General features: G+C 64.5%; 22 protein-coding genes. 16 read left to right on the forward strand and 6 right to left on the reverse strand.

What is annotated here, in order from left to right; genetic code table 11:
* Positions 1–17: 17 nt before the first annotated feature.
* Positions 18–281 carry a HalOD1 output domain-containing protein gene (locus ACAH01_RS03420; protein ID WP_372480238.1) on the reverse strand — a complete coding sequence of 88 codons (264 nt, stop codon included), beginning with the start codon at positions 279–281 and terminating at the stop codon, positions 18–20.
* A 204-nt stretch (positions 282–485) separates the two neighbouring features.
* Between ACAH01_RS03420 and ACAH01_RS03425 the strand changes: the two genes are divergently transcribed.
* The 7 genes from ACAH01_RS03425 (at position 486) to ACAH01_RS03455 (ending at position 5,487) form a co-directional block, all read left to right on the forward strand.
* Entirely contained in the window at positions 486–1,469 is a 984-nt protein-coding gene (locus ACAH01_RS03425) for a Gfo/Idh/MocA family protein (RefSeq protein ID WP_372480239.1), read from the forward strand.
* Positions 1,470–1,551: 82 nt separating this feature from the next.
* Complete coding sequence (locus tag ACAH01_RS03430; RefSeq protein ID WP_372480240.1) at positions 1,552–1,776, forward strand: hypothetical protein; 225 nt, start codon at positions 1,552–1,554, stop codon at positions 1,774–1,776.
* 250 nt (positions 1,777–2,026) lie between these two features.
* On the forward strand, positions 2,027–3,106 hold the full coding sequence (locus ACAH01_RS03435; protein ID WP_372480241.1) for an aminopeptidase: 1,080 nt from the start codon (positions 2,027–2,029) through the stop codon (positions 3,104–3,106).
* A gap of 41 nt (positions 3,107–3,147) precedes the next feature.
* Positions 3,148–3,564, forward strand: coding sequence for a dCTP deaminase (locus tag ACAH01_RS03440; protein WP_372480242.1), 417 nt, complete (start codon positions 3,148–3,150; stop codon positions 3,562–3,564).
* 132 nt (positions 3,565–3,696) lie between these two features.
* Entirely contained in the window at positions 3,697–4,089 is a 393-nt protein-coding gene (locus ACAH01_RS03445; protein WP_153554409.1) for a 30S ribosomal protein S6e, read from the forward strand.
* A 1-nt stretch (position 4,090) separates the two neighbouring features.
* The gene (locus ACAH01_RS03450; RefSeq protein ID WP_170092555.1) at positions 4,091–4,519 is read left to right on the forward strand and encodes a hypothetical protein; all 429 of its coding nucleotides are present in this window, start codon (positions 4,091–4,093) and stop codon (positions 4,517–4,519) included.
* 89 nt (positions 4,520–4,608) lie between these two features.
* Positions 4,609–5,487, forward strand: a complete 879-nt coding sequence (locus tag ACAH01_RS03455) for a CheF family chemotaxis protein (RefSeq protein ID WP_372480243.1) — start codon at positions 4,609–4,611, stop codon at positions 5,485–5,487.
* 12 nt (positions 5,488–5,499) lie between these two features.
* Here ACAH01_RS03455 and ACAH01_RS03460 read toward each other — a convergent pair whose 3' ends face one another.
* From ACAH01_RS03460 to ACAH01_RS03480, 5 genes are all read right to left on the reverse strand, one after another.
* On the reverse strand, positions 5,500–6,363 hold the full coding sequence (locus ACAH01_RS03460; RefSeq protein WP_170092554.1) for a CheF family chemotaxis protein: 864 nt from the start codon (positions 6,361–6,363) through the stop codon (positions 5,500–5,502).
* 70 nt (positions 6,364–6,433) lie between these two features.
* Positions 6,434–7,660, reverse strand: a complete 1,227-nt coding sequence (locus ACAH01_RS03465) for a HEAT repeat domain-containing protein (RefSeq protein WP_170092553.1) — start codon at positions 7,658–7,660, stop codon at positions 6,434–6,436.
* On the reverse strand, positions 7,657–8,466 hold the full coding sequence (locus ACAH01_RS03470; protein ID WP_153554404.1) for a protein-glutamate O-methyltransferase CheR: 810 nt from the start codon (positions 8,464–8,466) through the stop codon (positions 7,657–7,659). Before ACAH01_RS03470 ends, ACAH01_RS03465 begins: the two co-directional genes overlap by 4 nt.
* A gap of 13 nt (positions 8,467–8,479) precedes the next feature.
* The gene (gene cheA / locus ACAH01_RS03475) at positions 8,480–10,429 is read right to left on the reverse strand and encodes a chemotaxis protein CheA (RefSeq protein ID WP_372480244.1); all 1,950 of its coding nucleotides are present in this window, start codon (positions 10,427–10,429) and stop codon (positions 8,480–8,482) included.
* 1 nt (position 10,430) lies between these two features.
* Entirely contained in the window at positions 10,431–11,507 is a 1,077-nt protein-coding gene (locus ACAH01_RS03480; protein WP_170092550.1) for a chemotaxis response regulator protein-glutamate methylesterase, read from the reverse strand.
* 179 nt (positions 11,508–11,686) lie between these two features.
* Here ACAH01_RS03480 and ACAH01_RS03485 point away from each other — a divergent pair, with 179 nt between their 5' ends.
* The 9 genes from ACAH01_RS03485 (at position 11,687) to ACAH01_RS03525 (ending at position 18,843) form a co-directional block, all read left to right on the forward strand.
* The gene (locus ACAH01_RS03485) at positions 11,687–12,112 is read left to right on the forward strand and encodes a chemotaxis protein CheW (protein WP_170092549.1); all 426 of its coding nucleotides are present in this window, start codon (positions 11,687–11,689) and stop codon (positions 12,110–12,112) included.
* A gap of 72 nt (positions 12,113–12,184) precedes the next feature.
* Positions 12,185–12,910: an ATPase domain-containing protein gene (locus ACAH01_RS03490; protein WP_153554400.1), complete on the forward strand. Its 726-nt coding sequence runs from the start codon at positions 12,185–12,187 to the stop codon at positions 12,908–12,910.
* Positions 12,911–13,058: 148 nt separating this feature from the next.
* Positions 13,059–13,394 carry a helix-turn-helix domain-containing protein gene (locus tag ACAH01_RS03495; protein ID WP_153554399.1) on the forward strand — a complete coding sequence of 112 codons (336 nt, stop codon included), beginning with the start codon at positions 13,059–13,061 and terminating at the stop codon, positions 13,392–13,394.
* Between the two features lie 107 nt (positions 13,395–13,501).
* On the forward strand, positions 13,502–13,780 hold the full coding sequence (locus tag ACAH01_RS03500; RefSeq protein WP_012807774.1) for a hypothetical protein: 279 nt from the start codon (positions 13,502–13,504) through the stop codon (positions 13,778–13,780).
* A 213-nt stretch (positions 13,781–13,993) separates the two neighbouring features.
* Complete coding sequence (locus ACAH01_RS03505) at positions 13,994–14,656, forward strand: archaellin/type IV pilin N-terminal domain-containing protein (protein WP_208627157.1); 663 nt, start codon at positions 13,994–13,996, stop codon at positions 14,654–14,656.
* Positions 14,657–14,976: 320 nt separating this feature from the next.
* Positions 14,977–15,639 carry an archaellin/type IV pilin N-terminal domain-containing protein gene (locus ACAH01_RS03510; protein WP_372480245.1) on the forward strand — a complete coding sequence of 221 codons (663 nt, stop codon included), beginning with the start codon at positions 14,977–14,979 and terminating at the stop codon, positions 15,637–15,639.
* A gap of 90 nt (positions 15,640–15,729) precedes the next feature.
* Positions 15,730–16,290: a hypothetical protein gene (locus ACAH01_RS03515; RefSeq protein ID WP_372480246.1), complete on the forward strand. Its 561-nt coding sequence runs from the start codon at positions 15,730–15,732 to the stop codon at positions 16,288–16,290.
* A gap of 46 nt (positions 16,291–16,336) precedes the next feature.
* Complete coding sequence (locus ACAH01_RS03520; protein ID WP_170092545.1) at positions 16,337–16,822, forward strand: hypothetical protein; 486 nt, start codon at positions 16,337–16,339, stop codon at positions 16,820–16,822.
* Entirely contained in the window at positions 16,819–18,843 is a 2,025-nt protein-coding gene (locus ACAH01_RS03525; RefSeq protein WP_372480247.1) for a hypothetical protein, read from the forward strand. Before ACAH01_RS03520 ends, ACAH01_RS03525 begins: the two co-directional genes overlap by 4 nt.
* Positions 18,844–18,930 lie beyond the last annotated feature (87 nt).

Raw genomic sequence — 18,930 nt, forward strand, 5'->3', positions numbered from 1 at the left:
TCGGTGTGCGTGCGAACTTAGCGGTGTGACTTAATTTCAATCACAGGATTGCCATGTCCGTCAGCGTTGACCGTGACTGTTGTTGCATCTGCCTCGAATCGGAGGGTCATATTCGGGTGTCTGTCCTGAAACAACTTGTCAAGCGCATCGGGGTTGATGTCGTTGTGTATGATCCAATCCTGTTCAAGCACACCCTCGTGATGTGCCAGCGCAACTGCCCTCACAACAGCCATACTCAGTAATTCGCCTTCCTTTGGTTCATAAAGAGAATTCTCAACCATGTCGTCTATCCGGACACAAGTATAAAAATAGTTGTTACCACTACATCTCTCTTACTAATACTTCGCTCTCCTGTACCGACCATCTCGAAGCGATGGCACCCCGTCGACGACCGGGTCTTGCACACACGTGAACTCTCCCGGCCGGCGTCCCCTTCGTCGCCGCGGAACTCAGCGTTTATGCCCGTCCCGACCGCACGCTCACGCATGGAATTTGGAGTGCTCAGTACGGCGGCGATCGGCCGCGAAGACGTGATCCCGGCGATCCAGGCCAGCGAACACGCTGTCGGTGCGATCGCTTCACGCGACGCCGAGCGCGCCCGGTCGGTCGCCGACGAACTCGGCATCGATCGGTCCTACGGCAGCTACGAGGCGCTGCTGGCCGACGAGGGGATCGACGCCGTGTACAATCCCCTTCCCAACGGCCTCCACGCCGAGTGGACACGCCGCGCCGCCGACCACGGACTCCACGTCCTCTGTGAGAAACCGCTGACGCCCGACGCCGAGCGCGCCCGCGCGCTGTTCGACTACTGCGACCAGCAGGGCGTCGCCCTGATGGAGGCGTTCATGTACCACTTCCATCCCCGCACCGAGCGCGCCCGCGAGATCGTCCGCGAGGAACTCGGCGCGGTGCGCCACGTCGAGGCGACGTTCACCTTCGGACTGGGCGATCGGACCGACGACATCCGGCTCGATCCGGAACTGGACGGCGGCTCGCTCATGGACATCGGCTGTTACGCCGTCAGCGCGGTCCGGAACGTGCTGGGCGAGCCGAACCGCGCGTTCGCCCACGCCGCCGACACCTACGATGCCGGCGTCGACTCCCAGCTCTCGGGCCTGCTGACCTACGACGACGGCGTGACGGCGCAGGTCACCAGCAGCTTCGACACGCCGATGACCCACGAGTACCGGATCATGACGACAGACGGCTGGCTCCACGTCCCCGAAGCCTTCGACGTGGCTCCCGACCAGTCGGTGTCGCTCACCTACCAGGTCGACGGCGAGGAACACACTGAGACCATCGACGGTGTCGACCACTACCGCCGCCAGGTCGAGCGCTTCGCCGACGCCGTCGCGGCCGACGAGACGCCGCCCGTCGACCGGACGGAGACGGTCAACAACATGGCCGTCATCGACGCCCTCTACGAGAGCGCCGAGACGGGCGAGCCCGCGGCCGTCGACAGCGTCTAGGCCGGTACCTGGATCGTCGGCAAGTGACCCCAGCCACTCGACCGGTGTGGTCGTCTGGGAAGCATTCTTTTCACGAGGCGGCGTGGAGTACTACGAAATGGCACCAGTCGATTACAGTAGCGAAGGGCTGGCGTTTTCGCTCCGGAATGCCATCCTGTCCGTCCTCTTCCTCTTCGTCGTGAGGCTCGGAGCGGGACTGGCGAGGGGGCTCCTGGACGGGGAGTATCTGATCGGCGTCGTGGGCGTGCTCCTCGTCTTCGTACCGACCGCCTGGCTGCTGTCTATCATCAGGGCAGCGTATTTCTGAGCCGATCGACTGCAACTGCTTCGAGCGATCCGCCACTCGACCGTCCCGATATCGACACAGAGGCACACTGACAGTGTATCTCTCTTTCAGATATCGCCTTCTGTGAGAATCACACTGTCGAACGATGCCCTCTGGCCCCGGACGACGAGCGATTCGTCGAATTCTCGCACTGATCACTCGTCGTGACTCCGACGACCCCCGCCCCGACCAGTGGCAGTGACGTTTTATCCGGGCCAGACCACCGTCCGGTATGGACGACCGAGTTCGCGAACACGCCGACGTACTGGTCGACTGGAGCGCACAGATCGAAGCGGGCGACGACGTGATCGTTCAGGTCGACGAGGGCGCGCACGACCTCGGGGTGGCCATCGCGGCGGCGCTTGGCGAGCGCGGAGCGAATCTGCTCGCGACCTACGGCTCCGACGAGATGACGCGAGCCTACCTGCGGGCCCACGACGGCGACTTCGACGCCGATCCCGACTTCGAGCGCGCGCTCTACGAGCGGGCCGACAGCGTCCTCTCGCTGGGCGGATCGCGCAACACCGCCGCGGCCAGCGACGTACCGGGGGACCGCCGGCAGTCTTACCGCCGGGCTCGCACCGAAATCAGAGCGGCCCGGATGGACACCGACTGGGTCTCCACCCAGCACCCGACCCGCGCGATGGCCCAGCAGGCCGGCCTCTCCTACGAGGCCTACCGTGACTTCGTCTACGACGCGACGCTGCGAGACTGGGAAGCGCTGGCCGAGGAAATGAGCCAGCTCAAGACGCTGCTGGACGAGGGCAGCGAGGTCCACCTCCTGGGCGAGGGGACAGATCTTACGATGTCGATCGCCGACCGCGTGGCCGTCAACTCCGCGGCCTCCGTGGCCTACGACTCGCACAACCTCCCCTCCGGCGAGGTGTTCACCGCACCGACCGCCACCGAGGGGACGGTCACCTTCGACGTGCCCATGACCGTCGACGGGGCGCGCGTGCGAGACGTGCGGCTCGTCTTCGAGGACGGCGAGGTCGTCGACTACAGCGCCGCTCAGGGCGAGTCGACGATCGGCGAACTGCTGGCGACCGACGCGGGCGCTCGCCGGCTGGGCGAGCTGGGGATCGGGATGAACCGCGGGATCGACCGGATCACGGACAACATCCTCTTCGACGAGAAGATGGGCGGGACGGTCCACCTCGCGCTCGGCCGGGCCTACGACGCCTGCGTTCCCGACACCGGCAACGACAGCGCGATCCACGTCGACCTCATCACCGATCTCCGCGAGGACGGCCGACTGGTGATCGACGGCGAGACGGTCCTCGAAGACGGTCGCTTCCGCTGGGAGCGCTGAGACGGCCGACGCTTTTGTGTCCGGCTTCCGAGGGCTCGCGTATGTACGAGCAGTACGTCGACGACGCCGTCCACGAACCGACCCAGACAGCCGACTCGGGGTTCGATCTCACCGTCGCGAACGTCTTCGAGATCGGCGCGCCGGGTCGGGTCGACTTCGGGGGTGGGGAACTCGAACCGGCCCAGACGACGCCGCACGCGTCGGCCAAGCGCGACCCCGAGGACGACTACGAGTGGTGGACACTACGAGCGGGCCAGTACCTGATCGAGTACAACGAGTCGCTGACCGGGACGGCGACGGTCACGCTCCAGCCACGCACCGAGCTGCTGGAACGCGGGCTCAGTCATCCGACGCTGCACGTCGACGCTCTCCCTCGCGTTCCGATCACCGTCGGCGGTGCCGGCGTCGCGATCAAGGAGAACGCGCGCGTGAGTACGATCGTCGACGCCGAGGCGTGATATCGCCGGGCAGTCAGAGTGTCACGCCGTCCCCGGCACACAGTGTGAGCTTTCTCCCACGCGTGTCGCGCGCCATCCCAGTCGAAAGTCGGTTCCGACGCGCTTTTTAAGCGCCGTCGAATATCGGTGGGTATGGCAGAATTCACCGTTGCGCTCTCGGACCCGGAGACAGGCACGACCTACCAGCTAGACGTCGACGGACAGGACGCGAACCGCTTCATGGGCCGCGAACTCGGCGACGAAGTCGAGGGCAGTGCGGTCGGTCTCGACGGCTTCACGCTCGAACTGACCGGCGGCTCCGACACGGCCGGCCGACCGATGCGAGCGGACGTGCGCGGCGTCGGCACGAAGTCGATCCTCACCGACGGCGGCGTCGGCTACAAGCCCACTCGCGACGGCGAGCGCAAGCGCATCACCATCCGCGGCCGCGAGGTCAGCGAGGAGACCGCCCAGATCAACGCCAAGATCACCGAACAGGGCAGCGGTGACGTCGCGGACCTGCTGGGCGAGAGCGACGACGAGTAACGTGGCAGATCGCCTCCCGAGCGACCACGAGGCCGTCGAGACTCGCCGCGTCGAGGTCGCTTCCGTCGGCCGCACCGACCGCCCACGGATCGAGTTGCCGGCGGACCTCGACGTGGCCGCGGGCGACGTGATCGAGTGCGTGCTTGACGGCGAGCAGTACCACGCGCGCGTCGAGACGACGCTGGACGGCGAGCCGATGCTCCAGCACGCCGCGGACAATCGGCGACTGGCCCGCGAGGGCGACGGCGAGAACCGACTCGTCGAGTGGTTCGCCGACAGCGACTGCACGATCGGTGGCTCGGTCCACCTCGATATCGTGACTGCGGGATACACCTACGGCCTGCGGACACCGGGCTCTCGGGTCGTCTACACGGCGACGGACTCCCCGGACGACTCCCTGGCCAGTATCGCGGACGATCTCGGCGAGTGACCGCCAGCGGGGCGATTCTCCGTTCTCTCGAATGATATTCGCTCGAAACCCATAAGATTCTGCCCGCAGTACCACTCGATGAGTGATCAATGTCGGAATCCGTCATCGCTGATTTCGTCGGCAACTTCAACGCGGAGGTGATGGCGACGACCGAGCCGGTCAAGGGGCGGGTGTTGCTGAGCCAGAAGCGACTGGTGTTGGCGGCCAACGAGAACAACAAGTTTACGATTCCGCTGTCGTCGATCTTCGACGTCGCTGTCGGGCACGTGCCGCCGGATCTGGGGGACTTCTTCGACTCGACGGTCACCGTCGCTTTCGAACGAAACGACAGTCGACACGTCGCCGTCGTCGAGGGCGACGACGACAAGATCTCGAAGTTCTCGACGGTGTTGTTCAAGGCGATTCTCAACGGCACCGAGACGACCGTCAAAGAGCGGGCACGCGTCGGTGGGCGCGTCACCGACGACGCGTTCTCGACGGCGAAGCTGTTCGTCTCGGACGGATCGGTCGAGTTCCGTTCGTCTTCTGGCACTTTCGCCGTCGATCTGGCCACCGTCACCGACTTCCAGCGGACGACCCGCGAGATCGCCGGCTCCGACCGCCCGACGTTGACCTTCCGCCACATGATGGAGGGTACTGCCGTCACGACCATGGCCGCGATGGCGTCGCCACGCAAGATGTCGATCCTGGGTCGGTACCTCCGGATCGAGTACAGCGACCTCATGGAAGAGCTGCAAGACATCGAACTCACCGACGACAAGACCGAGATCCTCGTCGCCATCTACTCGACGGGCGACATGGACGGGATGCCACTGGCCGACATCGTCGGTACCGACAGCTCCGCGGTGACGATGCTGTTGCGGGACCTCGAAGAAGACGGGCTCGTCCAGGACTCGTCCGACGGTCCGACGCTCACCCCCAAAGGCGAGGTCGTCGCGAGCCGACACCTCGAAGACGTGAACTCCTGATACTGTCGGCTCTCACTGATCGTCGACGGCTTCGCCAGCGATCGAGCGGCCACGGGCCTCTAGCTGGACCTCGCGGCGAGTCCGAACCGGCTCCAGAATACCGTACTCGATGAGTCGGTCGTAAATCTCCTCGACCTGTTCGATCTCCATGCCGACGAAGTCGGGGATCTGGAACGGGGAGACGCCGGTGTACAGCGCCATCAGGACCTCGTTTTCCTCCTTGCTGAGCTCCACGTCGACCTCGCCGGCCTGCTCGCCCCGTCGCACGAACGAGGCGAGCACGGAGACATCGCTCTTCGAGCCCGAGACGTGGGTCTCGACGCTGGTCCCCTCGATCGTGTGTTCGATCTCGGCGACGCGGCGCTGGCTGTCCATCACCGTCTTCGTCTCCAGTTCGGCGCTGCCCACGTCTTCGACTTCCAGCTCGACGAACGATCCCGACGCGATCGCGAGATCGACGCTGTCGCCGTCGATCTTGAGCCGTCCTTTCTCCCACTCCGTGTCCTGGACGACGCCGCCCTCGACGGCCGGGTGCTTCACCAGGACGACGGTCTGGTCCAGCAGCGCGCTGTACAGCTTCGCCTCGAACGCTTCGATGTCCTGTGGGGCGATCAGCGTGACGTTCGGTCCGACCTGCAAGGAGAGATAGCCCGACACCTTCGCGATGGCCTTGTTGACGTTGTCGCGGCCCGTGATCGAGGTGATCTTCGAGAGCGGGATGGTCCGCTTGCCCTCGTTGCTGACGAGTACCAGCCGTTTGTTCGAGAGGATGATCCGGCCTGCTCGCCAGTCGATGTCGTTGCGCTTGCGGCCGTCCTTGACGACCTGGACGAACTTCCCGTTGGCGTCGGCCAGCTTCTGTTCGCCGTCGCTCATCCCGTCTCTCCCGTCGTCTTCGGCCAGTATCGGTCTGTCGATCTCCGCGTTCGAGACGATGCCCTCGCGTTCATCGTCGGCCGCCGAGCTTGGAGATTGCCGAGAACGCTCGCTTGCGGATCGTCTCGTTCTCGGTCTGGTCGATGATGCGGTCCAGGGTCTTGCGCGAGCGCTCGCTCCCGACCTTCCCGAGCGTAAAGATCGCCTGTGCGCGCACGTCGGGGTCGACCTGCTCGTCCTCGACGACCGACAGGAGCCGCCGCTCCACGTCGTCGCCGTCGATCTCGGCCAGGCTGGTCGCGGCGAACTGCCGGAGCATCTGATCGTCCTCGTGTAGCGCGTCGATCAGGGATTCGATGACGCGCACGCGCTCTTGCTCGCCGGTGACCCGGCCCAGCAGCCACGCGGTGTTGCGCCGCTGGGCGCTCTGTGTGCTCTCTTCGAGGATCTCGACCAGCGGCACGACCACGCTGCGGTCGTCGGTCGAGGAGAGTCGCTCGACGACGGTGTCCCGGATCTCGTGGCTCTGCTCGGTCGGGACGTTCGAGAGCAGTTCGATCAGCGAGTAGACGGCGGTCTGGCGGACGCCGGACGAGTCGTCGGTGAGCGACTCGACGAGGTAGTCGACGGGCCGGTCGTTGCCGAAGTTGCCGAAGGCTCCGACGGCGATCCGCCGGACGCGCTCGTTGTCGTCCTCGTACAGCGGGAGCAGCGCCTGGAGGGCCTGCCGGTTCCCGATCGAGCCCAGCGCGTCGGCGGCCTCCCTGCGGACGGCCGCCTTCGGATCCCGGAGCAGGGATTCCAGTGGGTCGACCGCCCGTGGATCGCCGATCTTCCCGCAGGCCCGCGCGGCCCGCGCCCGAACGCGCGGATCGTCGTCGTCGAAGCAGTTCGACAGCGGACCGACCGTATCCGCCTGTTCGAGCTGTCCGAGGCCGTTGGCCGCCGCCATCCTGAGTTCGGGCACGTCCGCGTCGAGGGCCTGCGTGAACGCCTTCGCGCGGACCCACTCGGCTCCGTCGTCGCCGAAGTCGACGCCGGCCATGTCGGCGATCAGCTGCTCGATCGCATCTCCGCCCAGCTCGTCCAGCGAGTCGACGGCCGTCGCGGCGATCCGACTGTCCTCGCCCTGGGCCGCCTCGACGAGGGCGTTGACCACGTCCCGCCGGTCGTCGTGGTTCGGGAAGTTCCCGAGTAGCTCCGCCGCCCGCGCTCTGACCTTCGGGTTGTCCGACTCCCGGAGTGTCCGGATGATCTCCTGTACCTCGCCGTCCCGTTCCAGCTGGTAGAGGCTCATACCTTCCGGTAGATGCGGTGTTGCTTGTCGACCGCCTCGAAGCTGTCTCGGCAGGCGGTCGGCAGCGTCTCTGTCATCCCGATCATCAGGTAGCCACCCTCACGCAGCGATTCCTCGATCGTCTCGAAGATCGGCACCTTGTACTCGCCGTCGATGTAGATCAGGAGGTTCCGACAGAACACGAGGTCGAAGTCCCGCTTCGACGCACCGCGGATGAGGTCGTGTTGCTCGAACTCGACCATGTCGCTGACGGGCTTCCGGATGCGAAACGAGTCGCCCTCGCGCTCGATGTACTCGCTGTAGTCGTCGAGGGGGGCGAGTTCGTCTGCGATGTCCGTGGTGTGTGAGGTCTCGTAGGTGCCCTCGCGTGCCGCCCGGAGGATGTCCTCGTTGATGTCGGTCCCCAGTATCGAGATCGACCGGTCGTCGACCTGCGGGTCGTCCAGCGCGAGCATCGCCGCGGAGTACGGCTCTCGACCGTCGGCACAGGGTGCACTCCAGAGGTTCACGCGGCGGTGCTGGTCGGTCAGATCTCGGAGGACGCTCCGGAGACTCTCCCAGGCTTCTGGGTTGCGGAAGAAACCCGTGACGTTGATCGACAGCGAGTCGAGCAGCGCCGCTCGCTCGTCGTCGTCTCGCTCCAGTCGCCGCTGGTACTCGCGGTAGCTGTCGATGTCTGTCCGGCGCATCCGAGCCGTGATGCGGCGATCGAGGTACGCGTCGTTGTAGAACCCCGACTCGAAGTCCATCTCGGCACCGATGAACTCCAGTAGCTCCTGAAACTGCCGCTGGTCGCCCTGGCTCATCGAACTGCCCTCGTCATAGCGTCACCACGTCGAGGATGTGGACGATGTTTCCGTCGCCGAGCACTGCGGTCCCCGACAGGCCGGGCGTCCCGCTGAGGATCCCCTCCAGCGGTTTGACGACGACCTCCTCCTGGCTGTTGACCGAGTCACAGTGCAACGCGACCTGGCGCTCGGACTCCCGGACGCGGACGAGCATCCCGTCGCCGTTGGCGGTCTCACCGGGTACGTCGAACGTCTCGCCCAGCTGAATGATCGGGTAGATCTCGTCGTTGTGCTTGATCACGTCCTTGCCGTTGACCTGCTTGCGGTCGTCGGCCCGGGTGATCTCGTCGACGTTCTTCAGCGGGATCCCGTACTCCTCGTCGCCGACCTCGACGAACAGCACCTTGACGATCGCCATCGTCACCGGCAGGCGAAGCGACACCGTCGTCCCCTCGCCCGGCGTCGACTCGACGTTGACCGAGCCGTCCAGCTGTGTGACGGTGTCGTGGACCACGTCCATGCCGACGCCGCGGCCGCTCGTGTCGGTGACCTGGTCGGCCGTCGAGAAGCCGGGGTGAAAGACCAGGTCGTAGATCGAGGAGTCGTCCATCGCCTCTAGCTCTTCGGGCGAACGGACGCCCTTCTCGATGGCCTTGTCTCTGATCGCCTCGACGTCGAGACCGGCCCCGTCGTCCTCGACCTGGATGATGACGTGATCGCGCTCGCGGGAGGCCCTGAGCTCGACCGAGCCCGTGCGTGGCTTGCCCTTCTCCTCGCGGACTTCCGGGGGCTCGATCCCGTGGTCGACGGAGTTGCGCAGGATGTGCATCAGCGGGTCGGAGATCTCCGTGAGGATCGTCCGGTCGAGTTCGATGTCTTCGCCCTCGATCTCGAAGTCGACCTCCTTGCCCAGATCCCGCGAGAGGTCCCGAACCAGTCGCGGGAACTTCCCGACGACCTTCTTCAGCGGGATCAGGCGCATGTCCATCACGGTGTTCTGGAGGTTCGCCGTGATCTTGTCCAGCTCGTTGAGGTTCTCGCCGGCCCCGTCGAGGTCGTCCTGTTCGACGGCACGGCGGAGTTTGATCCGGCTGGTCACCAGCTGCTCGACCAGTCCGTGGAGGTCGTCGAGCTGGTCGACGTCGACGCGGACGGACTTGATCTCGTCGACCTTGTGTTCGGTCTCGTCGCTGGTGCTCCCGCTTTTTTCGCTGAGCGCGTCGGTCACGTCCGCCGTCTCCGCGCTCTCGATCTTGCCGATCCCGGAGAGCGTGTTGTCGACGGTCCCGGGGTCTTCGGCGTCGAGGTAGAGGATGAACGTGTCGCTGAACTCCCCGTCTTCGACGGCTTCGCGCTGCGGAGCGGCATCGAGCACCTCGAAGTAGTCCTCGACGGCCTCGATCGCCAGCATCGCGTCGACGCCCAGCATGTCGGAGTCGCCGATGTCGATCTCCGCGGCGATGACGTTGTCGTCGGCCGTGTCGGGACTGATGTTCGTCTCGACGGGAACGTCTTCGTCTCCGGACGAGTCCGTGTCGGTCTGGTCGTCCACAGTCTCGTCCGAACCGCCCGTGTCGTCGGCCGGGCTCTCGGCGGCTTCGACGCCCTCTTCGAGGACCGTTCGGAGGTCGTCGACGATCTCGTCTACGTCGGTCTGGGACTCGCCGTGTTCTTCGATCTCGCTGACGATGGCCTCTATCTTGTCCACGCCCGCGAAGATCAGGTCCATCACGTCCGGCGTGACGGGCATGTTGCCGTCCCGCATCTCGTCCAGGAGGTCCTCGATAGCGTGGGCCAGCGACGACGCGTCGTCGAACCCCATCGCGCCGAAGTTCCCCTTCAGCGTGTGTGCCGTCCGGAAGATGGACTCCATCGCTTCCGTGTCCTCCGGATCCGACTCCAGATCCAGCAGGGAGTTGTTCAGTTCCGTGATCGCCTCTTCGCTCTCTCGAATAAACGCATCGAGGTACTGATCGTTCATGTTATGTCACCTCTCGTTTGATCGTCTCGACGATACCTGCCGGGATCTCCTCGATCGGCAGGATGCTGTCGACACAGCCCGTCTCGGCCGCTCGCTGTGGCATTCCGTAGACCGCCGACGTGGCCTCGTCCTGTGCGATGGTCCGCCCGCCGGCCGCTTTGATCCGCTCGATACCCGCTGCACCGTCGTTGCCCATCCCGGTGAGGATCACTCCCACCAGCGGGTCGTCGATCACGTCCGCGGCCGTCTCCATGGTCACGTCGACGGCCGGTCGGACGCTGTTGACCGGCGGGTCGTCAGACAGTTTGACCCGCAGCCGGCCGTTCCGGTAGTTCTTGACCCGCAGGTGGTAATCGCCGGCCGCGATCAACGCCTCGCCGCCCGCGATGCGGTCACCGTCTTTGGCTTCCCGTACGTCGTAGTCGCTCCGAGCGTCGATTCGCTTCGCGAACCGTCCGGTGAAACCGCCGGGCATGTGCTGGACGACCAGCACCCGGAAGTCCGCCGCCAGGGGCAACTCCGAGAGGACGGACTCGACCATCTTCGGTCCGCCAGTCGAGGAGCCGATGATCAGCGTCGGGTCCGCATCGTAGTCGTCCGCGACCGCCTCCGGCGTACTGGTGGGCGACCGATCCGGCGACGCTGTCGGTGTCCGTCCCGACGTGCCCGACACGTCCACGTCGGCCACGGACAGGACCATCTCGAGGAGCTGATCTTTCAGCCGCGACATCTCCATCGAGACCTCTCCGCCGGGTTTGGTGAAGAAGTCGACCGCACCCACGTCGAGTGCCTCGAAGGTCACGTCCGCGTTCTCGTCAGTGTGAGCCGACAGCATCAGGACCGGCGTCGGGCACTGTTCCATGATCTGCTCGACGGCACTGATGCCGTCCATCTCGGGCATTTCCACGTCCATGGTCACGACGTCCGGCCGGTGTTCGTCGACGAGCGCGACCGCCTCGCGACCGTTTTTGGCCTCCGCGACGACGTCGACACCACCCTCGTTCAGGATGTCGGAGATGACACTACGCATGAAGTGAGAGTCGTCTGCGACGACGGCGCGGGGTGTACTACCGGCCATCGGTCACCCGTGCCCGCGCACGTCGACGATAGTTCGCAGTCGAGCCAGATCCATTGCTACCTGAAAGGCGGGCGTGGCACCAAAATAAAGACTCCGCCCACGTAATCAACTTTGATAGCACAGAGGGCAGGCTTAAGTCGGCGTATCGGCTCGGTACTCGTAACCGGGAGTCGTCAGGTATGTCAACAACAGAAGGTCAGGTACTCGAATTCGAACTGGGCGAAGAGACGTACTGCGTCAGCATCGACTACGTCACGGAGATCGTCGACGTGGGCGACCTGACGACAGTCCCGAACGCGCCCCGCCACGTCGAAGGGGTGATGGACCTGCGCGGGCGGACCACGTCGATCGTGAACCCCAAGTCGGTGTTCGGGATCGGCGATAGCGGTGCCGAACAGCGGATCATCGTCTTCGATCCGGAGATCATCGAAGACCAGAGCGCCGCCGGCTGGCTCGTCGACGAAGTCGACCAGGTAGTCCAGATCTCCGACGAGCAGGTCGACGACTCGCCGGCCGCCGACAGCGACGGGTCGATCCGCGGCGTCGTCAAGCGCGAGGACGACTTCGTCATCTGGGTCGATCCCCGGGTCGTCCACTCGAATTAGGGAGCAAGACTTTTTTACTCAGCCCCGAGATTTCAACTCAATTCCGCACCGCTATCTCCGGATACAGCAACAATGATCGAACTCACAAAGACAGGTATCGACGGCCTCGACGCAATCTTGAACGGTGGCATCGTCACGAACTCGACGACGCTGGTGAGTGGGAACCCCGGTGCCGGGAAGTCGATTCTCGGCCTCCAGTACATCTACAACGGCGTCGAGCAGTTCGACGAGAAAGGGATCTACCTCTCGTTCGAAGAAAACGAATCCGACCTCAGAGAGGCCGCGGAGTCGATCGGCTTCGACAAGTGGCCCGAATTCGTCGAGAACGGCGACATCAAAGTGTACGACAAGCAGGTCTTGCTTCGAGAGAACGACTTCTCTTCCTCTCTGGAACTGCTCCTCGACGACCTCGAAGACGACAAGTACGACCGGCTGGTGCTCGACTCGCTGACGATGTTCGAGCTGTTCTTCGAAAACGAGAAAGAAAAGCGCACGTACCTGCTGAAGTTCACGGACATCCTCAACAACAACAACCTGACCAGCCTCCTGACCAACGAACAGGGTGCGGTGTTCCCGGACACGGACATCGGCCTGGAGAACTATCTCACCGACGGCAACATCTACCTGATCCAGACGCCGACCGACACCGGCGTCAACCGATACGTCTGGGTCGCGAAGATGCGCAAACAGGACATCGAGACGGACATCTACCCCATGGAGATCTCGTGGGGTGGTATCAAGGTCCACGAAAACGCCAGCGCGTTCTCGATGATGAGCGAAGAGGACTCGCCGATCTGACCAGCCGTTATTATTATCGACAAAAACGCAGTACGGCGACGGTTTTTCGCGATCCTCGGCGATCGGGGCCTCGGCGAAATCAGATCGATATCGGCCAGTATCACGGGCGATAGCTTTATAATCGACAGAATATATTATTTGATAACCGATGGCTTCAGTGGATATTCTGCAAACGCTGGGGAACAAATACAGCGCAGAGATCTTGGATGCCACGGACGAGCCCGCGTCCGCCCAGGAACTCAGCGACGAGCTGGGAATCCCGATCGCGACGTGCTACCGCCGGATCGACGAGCTGACCGAACACGACCTGCTCGAACTGCACGACAACATTCTCTCTGACGACCGCCGCCGCATCAAGGTCTATCGCCGTTCTGTCGACGAAGTCACCGTCGATTTCGACGACGAACTCTCCGTCCACGTCGAGGACCGGTCGGAAGTGACCAACAAACTCGACGAGGCCTGGCGGACCCTCTCGGAAGGATAGTCACGCACGCGCGACCGGTCCGTTATCACGATCGCATTCGATTATCAGCAACAATATTTTCGAGGGTGGATTTATTAGCGGGAACGGAATAGCGTACGTTAGTGCCGATGATAGAACTCCTGTACGCTATCTCTACGCTCGTCTTCGTCGTCGCCGGACTCACGATGGTCGGGATGGCTATGCGTGCGTACGTCCAGACGTCCCGTGACGCGATGTTGCACCTCTCGCTGGGGTTCGCGCTGGCGGTCGCCGGTGCGGCCGCGACGATGATCAGCGCGTTCGTCAACGACTTCGAGGGCGTCCGGTCGCTCCTGCTGGTCAACAGTGGACTGACGACGTTCGGGTTCCTGTTCGTGATGTACAGTCTCGTCGCCTACGATAGCTGACCGCTCTGTCGTGGCTCGCGGCTCGATTTCCGGACCGATCCGGAAAACGCCGGTTCTATCCGGTTCCTTTCCGAATTTCTCACTCGTGAAACCAGCTGTTTCGTCTGGAGATATCCGTTTCAACTGTGATAATTGGCGGCCTAGCCTTATTACCGGGTAGTGACCACGTTCTGGTAGCGTCCGGAGTGTTCGCACTCGGGACACGACACAACCATGATCGAACTATTCGACGACGACGAGAACGACCGCGGGCAGGTCGGGATCGGGACGCTGATCGTGTTCATCGCGATGGTCCTGGTCGCGGCGATCGCCGCCGGTGTGCTGATCAACACCGCCGGGTTCCTGCAGTCCAGTGCAGAAGAGAGCGGTGAACAGTCCAGTGCGCAGGTCACGAACCGACTGCAAGTGGTCAACGCAGTGGGGAACGACATCACCTCTGACGAGGCAGGCTCCGAGGTGACGACGGTGGAGCTGACCGTCAAGAAGGCACCCGGTGCAGACAACGTGGACCTGACGACGACGACGGCACAGTGGGTCTCCTCCGACGGGACCTTCGACATCGTCAGTTACACCGCCACGACCGAAGGCGGCGGCACGTCCGGTGACGCGGCGTTCGTCACCTCGACGTTCCAGGACGACGACAACTCGATTTCCAACAGTAACGTCCTGAACGACCCGGCCGACCGCGCGACGATGAAGTTCCAGACCGACTCGAACCCGTCGCCCGACTCTGATCTGTCCGGCAACCTCGTTGGTGCGAGCCTCTACGAGGGGTCGACCGCGTCGATCAAGCTGAACACGCAGGCCGGCGGCGAGACGACGGCGACGCTGGTCGTGCCCGAATCCCTCTCCGGGAAATCTGCGGTCAGCCTCTAACTGACGCCGACACTTCTCTGTTTTTGCCAGAGCCGATAGCGACACGCTCGCGATCACTCGGTGGCATCGAGCCGCGACGTTCTCTGTCGGAAGATGTCTTCGCTCGGGCCGTGGTCAATTCTCTCGAAGAGATGCCGGCGATCGTGCCGTCCGTATCGACTGTTCTTCGACTTTGCATCCCGATTTTCAGTTTCAAGAACCGAGACTCTCGTCGACATCGCCGATTCATTCGTTGATAATTGGCGGCCTAGCCTTATTACCGGGTAGTGACCACATTCTGGTAGCGTCCGGAGTGTTCGCACTCGGGACACGACACAACCATGATCGAACTATTCGACGACGACGAGAACGACCGCGGGCAGGTCGGGATCGGGACGCTGATCGTGTTCATCGCGATGGTCCTGGTCGCGGCGATCGCCGCCGGTGTGCTGATCAACACCGCCGGGTTCCTGCAGTCCAGTGCAGAAGAGAGCGGTGAACAGTCCAGTGCGCAGGTCACGAACCGACTACAAGTGGTCAACGCCGTCGGGAGTGACATCGTCGACGACAACGGTGACGAGGTGACGACGGTGGAACTGACCGTCAAGAAGGCACCCGGTGCAGACAACGTGGACTTGACGACGACGACGGCACAGTGGGTCTCCTCCGACGGGACCTTCGACGTGGTGAGTAAGCAAGCACTGACCGAAGGCGGCGGCACGTCCGGTGACGCGGCGTTCGTCACCTCGACGTTCCAGGACGACGACAGCTCGATCGGCAACAGTAACGTCCTGAACGACCCGGCCGACCGCGCGACGATGAAGTTCCAGACCGACTCGACGAACAATCAAGACGGGAACCTCGACAACGCTGACCTCGTGCAGGCCGACCTCGACGAAGGGTCGACCGCGACGATCAAGCTGAACACGCAGGCCGGCGGCGAGACGACGGCGACGCTGGTCGTGCCCGAATCCCTCTCCGGGAAATCTGCGGTCAGCCTCTAACTGACGCCGACGCTTCTCTGTTTTTCACCTCACTGGCCAGCGCCGCTGCGGGGCGACGGACTTATATTTGAGTGTGTCACACTGTTACACATGTCTGAGGGGCCCGACGAGCCCAATCCGGAAGACGGGAAGATCCTCTCGCCCGAAGAGCTCGACATCTCCGACGACGACCACGTCGAGCAGATCGACGAGGGCAGGTACGTCGTCTCGCCCGACGTTCGGACCGATTCGACGACACCATCTCGTCCCACACCGGATCCGACGCCAGAGCCCGAGCCGACGCCAGAGCCCGAGCCGACGCTGGACGACGCGACCGTCCACGAGTGGCTCGCGGAGAACATGGACGAGGGGAACTCCCGCTACGGCTTCGACGTGACGGCCAAGTTCGACGGCACCGTGAGCCAACAGCGGATGGTCTCGAACGACATCATCACCGTCTTCGAGAGCCTCATGCTGTGGTACGCCCGTCAGGTCGACGGCTCGACGCCGGTCGAGGAGGTGCTCGGTATTCTCCTGAGCGAGTCGAACGTTCCCGTCCGCTACCCCCCAGAGAGTCTGCGAGAGCTCGTCAAGACGAGCGGCTGTTCCCCGGACGACTCTATCGCGGAGCTGCTGGCGGCCGTCGAAGGCGAGGACGGCGTCCAGCTGTAGGTGGTGCGAATCATTTAATGTCGGTCGTGGCAGTAGCTCTGGTAGTATGGTCTCCGTGGCCCGCCTCGAACGGCTCGCCGTCGCCGTCGTCGCGGTCACGCTCCTTCTGACCGGTCCGTTCGGGGTCGTCGACGCGACCGCACGGAATCCGACGACCGTCGGCGACGGGCGGGCCAACGCCACGGTCGAACGGCTCGACACGAGCGGGCTGCTCGTCGAGGGCGGCCGGTTCGGCACGGGCGTCGACTATCTTCGGATCCCCGACGCGACCGTCGCAGTCTCCGACATCGAGGGGCGGCCACGGCTCGTCTACCGGGTGTCGGTGCCCGAACTCGGCGTCGATCGCACCACGACCAAACTGCTCTCCGGCGGACAGTCCGGGACCGTCCGTCTCGGGATGCGCGATCGTGGCCTCGATCCCGACAGCGTCACCGAACAGCGGTACCGGGCCACGATCACCGTTCGCGTCCAGAGCTTCGAGTACGACCAGACGGTGTTCGAGACCGACGAAACCGTCGAGGTTCGTCCATGAGCGGTGATCGTCCGAGCGGCGTCGAGGCCCAGTTCCGTTCGGTCTGGTCGGACGGTCTCTCCCGGTACGGGAATCGTGCCGGCCGGTTCGTCTTCGGCGACGGCGTCGGCGTGACGGTGTGGCTCGCTGTCGTGTTGGTGCTGGCGCTGTCCTGGCGGGTCGGCTTCTTCATCACGGACACGTACCCCATCGCCAACGCCGTCGCGAATCTTGGGGACGGCCGCCTCGCGATGACACCGACGGACTTCCAGTACTCGCTGACGCTTGGCACCCAGCCCGGCCTCCACGAGTACGGGGGTCGGTTCTACGCCCGCAACTACGGACAGGTCGTGGCCGCGCTGCCCTTCCTCTGGCTCCTTGAGGGGGCCAGCGCCGTCGCGCCGCCCCGGCTCGTGCTCGCCGGTGGGTGGGCGCTCGGCGTCGTTGGCCTCGGGCGACGGCTGGCCGCCCACTTCGATCGACAGTGGCTCCGTCTCGTCGCCGTCGTCGTCGCGAGCGCCTGGTTCGCCGTTGCGGTCGTGTTCGCGACCGCGCTCGACCGATCTCAGCTGCCGCTGGTCGCGCTCCAGCTCAGTACGCTCGCGGCCGCTGGACTGGTGGCGGTGTCGTGCTACCGGCTCGTCGGTACGTTCCACGACCGGCGGGTGGCCGTCGCCGCGGGGGTCGCCCTCGCGCTCGCGACGCCGGTCGGCTTCTGGGCGACGATTCCGAAGCGTCACGTGCTGGTCACGGCGCTCGTCTTCGGCTCCGTGTTCGCGTTCGCGCGGAGCCGGCAACTGGACGGCCGAGCGAGCTACGTGGCACACGGCCTCGCGTACGGTGCGCTCGGGCTGGTCGCGTGGACCCACGCCTTCGAGGGGTTCTTCCTCACCGCCGCGCTGTTCGCCGTCGACTTCCTCACCGAACCCCGGAAGAGCCGCCGCCGTCTCGCCGTTGTTGGGGGTATCTTCGCGCTCTCCGTGCTCCCGATGGCCGTCACGAACGTGCTCATCAACGGAAATCCGCTCCGTCCGCCGCGACTCCTCCCGGGCGTCGGGCCCGAGAGCGTCGAACTCGCACCGACCGGTGGACCCGAGTCCAGTGGCGGGGACACGGGTTCGGGAACGGCCGGTGGCGACGTGGGCGCTGACCCGACTGGTGACGGCGTGGACGCCGACTCGACTGGTGGTGACGGGACACAGCGGACACTCCTCGACGAACTCCTCGGACTCCTGTCGCCGCTTTTCGTGCTCGTGACGCTCGCCGAGACAGTCCTGACGCAACTCGCATTCATCGGCACCTACGCCGTCTCGGCGGTTTCAGACGGCGTCGCAGCCGCGGGCGAACACGAACGGCTCTGGGAGATCTTCGTCCGGCGCGGCCACTCGGCGTCCCTGTCTGGGGTCAACGACTACGAGCCGATCGATCTCTCGGTCGTCGAGTCGACGCCGATCGTGGGGACGCTCCTCGCGCTCCCGGCGGTCGCCGTCGTCCGCCTCCGGCGTCACGGCGTCGCCGCCGCTCGGCTGGGACCGCGACGCCAGACGGATCTGCTCGTCGCGAGCTACGCCGTCGTCCTCACGCTCGTCTATCTCCCCCGACTTCCGCTGTTCAGCCAGCTCACCGTCCGGTACCTGTTGCCGGTGATCGCACTGGCGTCGTACTGTCCCTTCCGTCTCCCTGCGGTTCGGGAGGCGATCACCGGGGCACCCCGGACGACCGCTGGTGTCTACGCCGGCACGGTCCTGGCCGGGTCGGCTCTGGTCGCGGTCGTTCTCGGCGTCCTCGATCCGGCACTCGGGGAAGCGATCCAGTTCCACGCGCTGCTCGGGCTCTGTATCGCGGCTGTCGCGGCCGTCCTCGTCGTCGGTCGGACCCTCGTTCCCGCTCGCGTCTCGCCCCGATCCGTCGCCGTCGGGATGGCGCTGGCCGGTGGCGCGACGACCGTCTACCTCTCACTGGCGTCGGTGGAATACTTCGCGTACGGCCCGTTCGCGTTCGACGCCGTCGAGCTGATCGCCCGTCTTGTGCCGATTCTGTGATCGCCTCCTCGAGCGTCCGGAACCTGGCTGCCGTCGAGCGAATATCAAGCCCGATAATTCCGTGCAAGGGTTTATTTAGCTATTCAC

The organism is Halomicrobium sp. HM KBTZ05 (assembly GCF_041530035.1).
Classification (GTDB): domain Archaea; phylum Halobacteriota; class Halobacteria; order Halobacteriales; family Haloarculaceae; genus Halomicrobium.

What these genes read in the sequence shown, in the direction of transcription:
- ACAH01_RS03420 (WP_372480238.1), bottom strand. Translation starts at nt 281, where the DNA reads ATGGTTGAGAATTCTCTTTATGAACCAAAGGAAGGCGAATTACTGAGT.
- ACAH01_RS03425 (WP_372480239.1), top strand. Translation starts at nt 486, where the DNA reads ATGGAATTTGGAGTGCTCAGTACGGCGGCGATCGGCCGCGAAGACGTG.
- ACAH01_RS03435 (WP_372480241.1), top strand. Translation starts at nt 2,027, where the DNA reads ATGGACGACCGAGTTCGCGAACACGCCGACGTACTGGTCGACTGGAGC.
- ACAH01_RS03440 (WP_372480242.1), top strand. Translation starts at nt 3,148, where the DNA reads ATGTACGAGCAGTACGTCGACGACGCCGTCCACGAACCGACCCAGACA.
- ACAH01_RS03445 (WP_153554409.1), top strand. Translation starts at nt 3,697, where the DNA reads ATGGCAGAATTCACCGTTGCGCTCTCGGACCCGGAGACAGGCACGACC.
- ACAH01_RS03455 (WP_372480243.1), top strand. Translation starts at nt 4,609, where the DNA reads ATGTCGGAATCCGTCATCGCTGATTTCGTCGGCAACTTCAACGCGGAG.
- ACAH01_RS03460 (WP_170092554.1), bottom strand. Translation starts at nt 6,363, where the DNA reads ATGAGCGACGGCGAACAGAAGCTGGCCGACGCCAACGGGAAGTTCGTC.
- ACAH01_RS03465 (WP_170092553.1), bottom strand. Translation starts at nt 7,660, where the DNA reads ATGAGCCTCTACCAGCTGGAACGGGACGGCGAGGTACAGGAGATCATC.
- ACAH01_RS03470 (WP_153554404.1), bottom strand. Translation starts at nt 8,466, where the DNA reads ATGAGCCAGGGCGACCAGCGGCAGTTTCAGGAGCTACTGGAGTTCATC.
- cheA (WP_372480244.1), bottom strand. Translation starts at nt 10,429, where the DNA reads ATGAACGATCAGTACCTCGATGCGTTTATTCGAGAGAGCGAAGAGGCG.
- ACAH01_RS03480 (WP_170092550.1), bottom strand. Translation starts at nt 11,507, where the DNA reads ATGGCCGGTAGTACACCCCGCGCCGTCGTCGCAGACGACTCTCACTTC.
- ACAH01_RS03485 (WP_170092549.1), top strand. Translation starts at nt 11,687, where the DNA reads ATGTCAACAACAGAAGGTCAGGTACTCGAATTCGAACTGGGCGAAGAG.
- ACAH01_RS03490 (WP_153554400.1), top strand. Translation starts at nt 12,185, where the DNA reads ATGATCGAACTCACAAAGACAGGTATCGACGGCCTCGACGCAATCTTG.
- ACAH01_RS03495 (WP_153554399.1), top strand. Translation starts at nt 13,059, where the DNA reads ATGGCTTCAGTGGATATTCTGCAAACGCTGGGGAACAAATACAGCGCA.
- ACAH01_RS03500 (WP_012807774.1), top strand. Translation starts at nt 13,502, where the DNA reads ATGATAGAACTCCTGTACGCTATCTCTACGCTCGTCTTCGTCGTCGCC.
- ACAH01_RS03505 (WP_208627157.1), top strand. Translation starts at nt 13,994, where the DNA reads ATGATCGAACTATTCGACGACGACGAGAACGACCGCGGGCAGGTCGGG.
- ACAH01_RS03510 (WP_372480245.1), top strand. Translation starts at nt 14,977, where the DNA reads ATGATCGAACTATTCGACGACGACGAGAACGACCGCGGGCAGGTCGGG.
- ACAH01_RS03515 (WP_372480246.1), top strand. Translation starts at nt 15,730, where the DNA reads ATGTCTGAGGGGCCCGACGAGCCCAATCCGGAAGACGGGAAGATCCTC.
- ACAH01_RS03520 (WP_170092545.1), top strand. Translation starts at nt 16,337, where the DNA reads ATGGTCTCCGTGGCCCGCCTCGAACGGCTCGCCGTCGCCGTCGTCGCG.
- ACAH01_RS03525 (WP_372480247.1), top strand. Translation starts at nt 16,819, where the DNA reads ATGAGCGGTGATCGTCCGAGCGGCGTCGAGGCCCAGTTCCGTTCGGTC.